This is a genomic window from Sphingobium sp. MK2, from assembly GCF_040170545.1.
Taxonomy (GTDB): Bacteria; Pseudomonadota; Alphaproteobacteria; order Sphingomonadales; family Sphingomonadaceae; genus Sphingobium.
This window is the reverse complement of sequence record NZ_JAZDXA010000111.1, coordinates 1-839: the sequence shown is the minus strand read 5'-3', so window position 1 is coordinate 839 and position 839 is coordinate 1. Positions and strand designations below refer to the sequence as shown.

Sequence of the window (839 nt, the reverse complement as noted above, 5' to 3'; positions counted from 1 at the left end):
CATATCGTCAGGCCCGCATCAACAGTGGCCTGCTTTTACTCCGCCCCGATGGCCTGGAATCTGACCGCCGTTGACACGCATCCGCTCCATGTCGTGCCGCTCAATCACCGCGATATTCTGCTCACCGGCAGGTTCGACCCCATGCGAGTTGCCATTCAGAACATGACCGATCAGGAGCGCGGCGAGATGCGGCGGGTCGTAGTGACCACATGCTGCGAGGTCATGCGCGACTGCGACGACCCGGAAATCCGCGCCGACATGTTCAACATCCTGCGCCAACTCAAGGTGACATATGAAAGCTGACAGATCGCTGGCGGAGCGCCGCCGCATGGAGCGGGAGCAGCAGGCGGAGATTCGCGCTGCGTTGGCACCCCGTCACTTCGCTGCGATGGAGGAAGAGCAGGCAATCACTGCCTACTGGTTCTTCCATGCCATTGAAGCTGGACCGCGCATCCGTGCCATCTTGGCGCGCATGGGTTGCGGTTCGGTGCCGGTGCCTGCCACCGTGGTCACTGCCGAGCCTGAAGCCGTCGCGGTCGCACCTGCACCCGTGCCACTGCCGGTCCGTGCCGGTGCGCCGGACCTGCCCTTTGACATGCGCGAGCGGCTGGGACTGCGATAACCACAATGGCTGGCGTCCGAGCCTTACAGAAGCGGTTGGAGCGGTTGGAGGATGCCGGGAAGCCGAAGCCGTCGCTTATCGCGGTCTGGTATGGTTCGTTCGACGCATGGGTTGAGCAGGCGGTTCTGCCGGGGGTGGAGAGTAAGCGGGGTCTGAGGGGCGCCTTGCGCGGTGCCCATTCGCCGGGATGATTACCGCTCTTTTAGCGAGGTGGCGG

At 63.6% G+C, this 839-nt stretch carries 2 protein-coding genes; both read left to right on the top strand.

What is annotated here, in order from left to right:
- On the top strand, window positions 1-303 hold a 303-nt coding region (locus V2I08_RS20530), incomplete at its 5' end, for a hypothetical protein (protein WP_349636588.1).
- On the top strand, window positions 293-622 hold the full coding sequence (locus V2I08_RS20525; protein ID WP_349636587.1) for a hypothetical protein: 330 nt from the start codon (window positions 293-295) through the stop codon (window positions 620-622). The genes V2I08_RS20530 and V2I08_RS20525, both read left to right, overlap by 11 nt.
- Window positions 623-839: the final 217 nt, after the last annotated feature.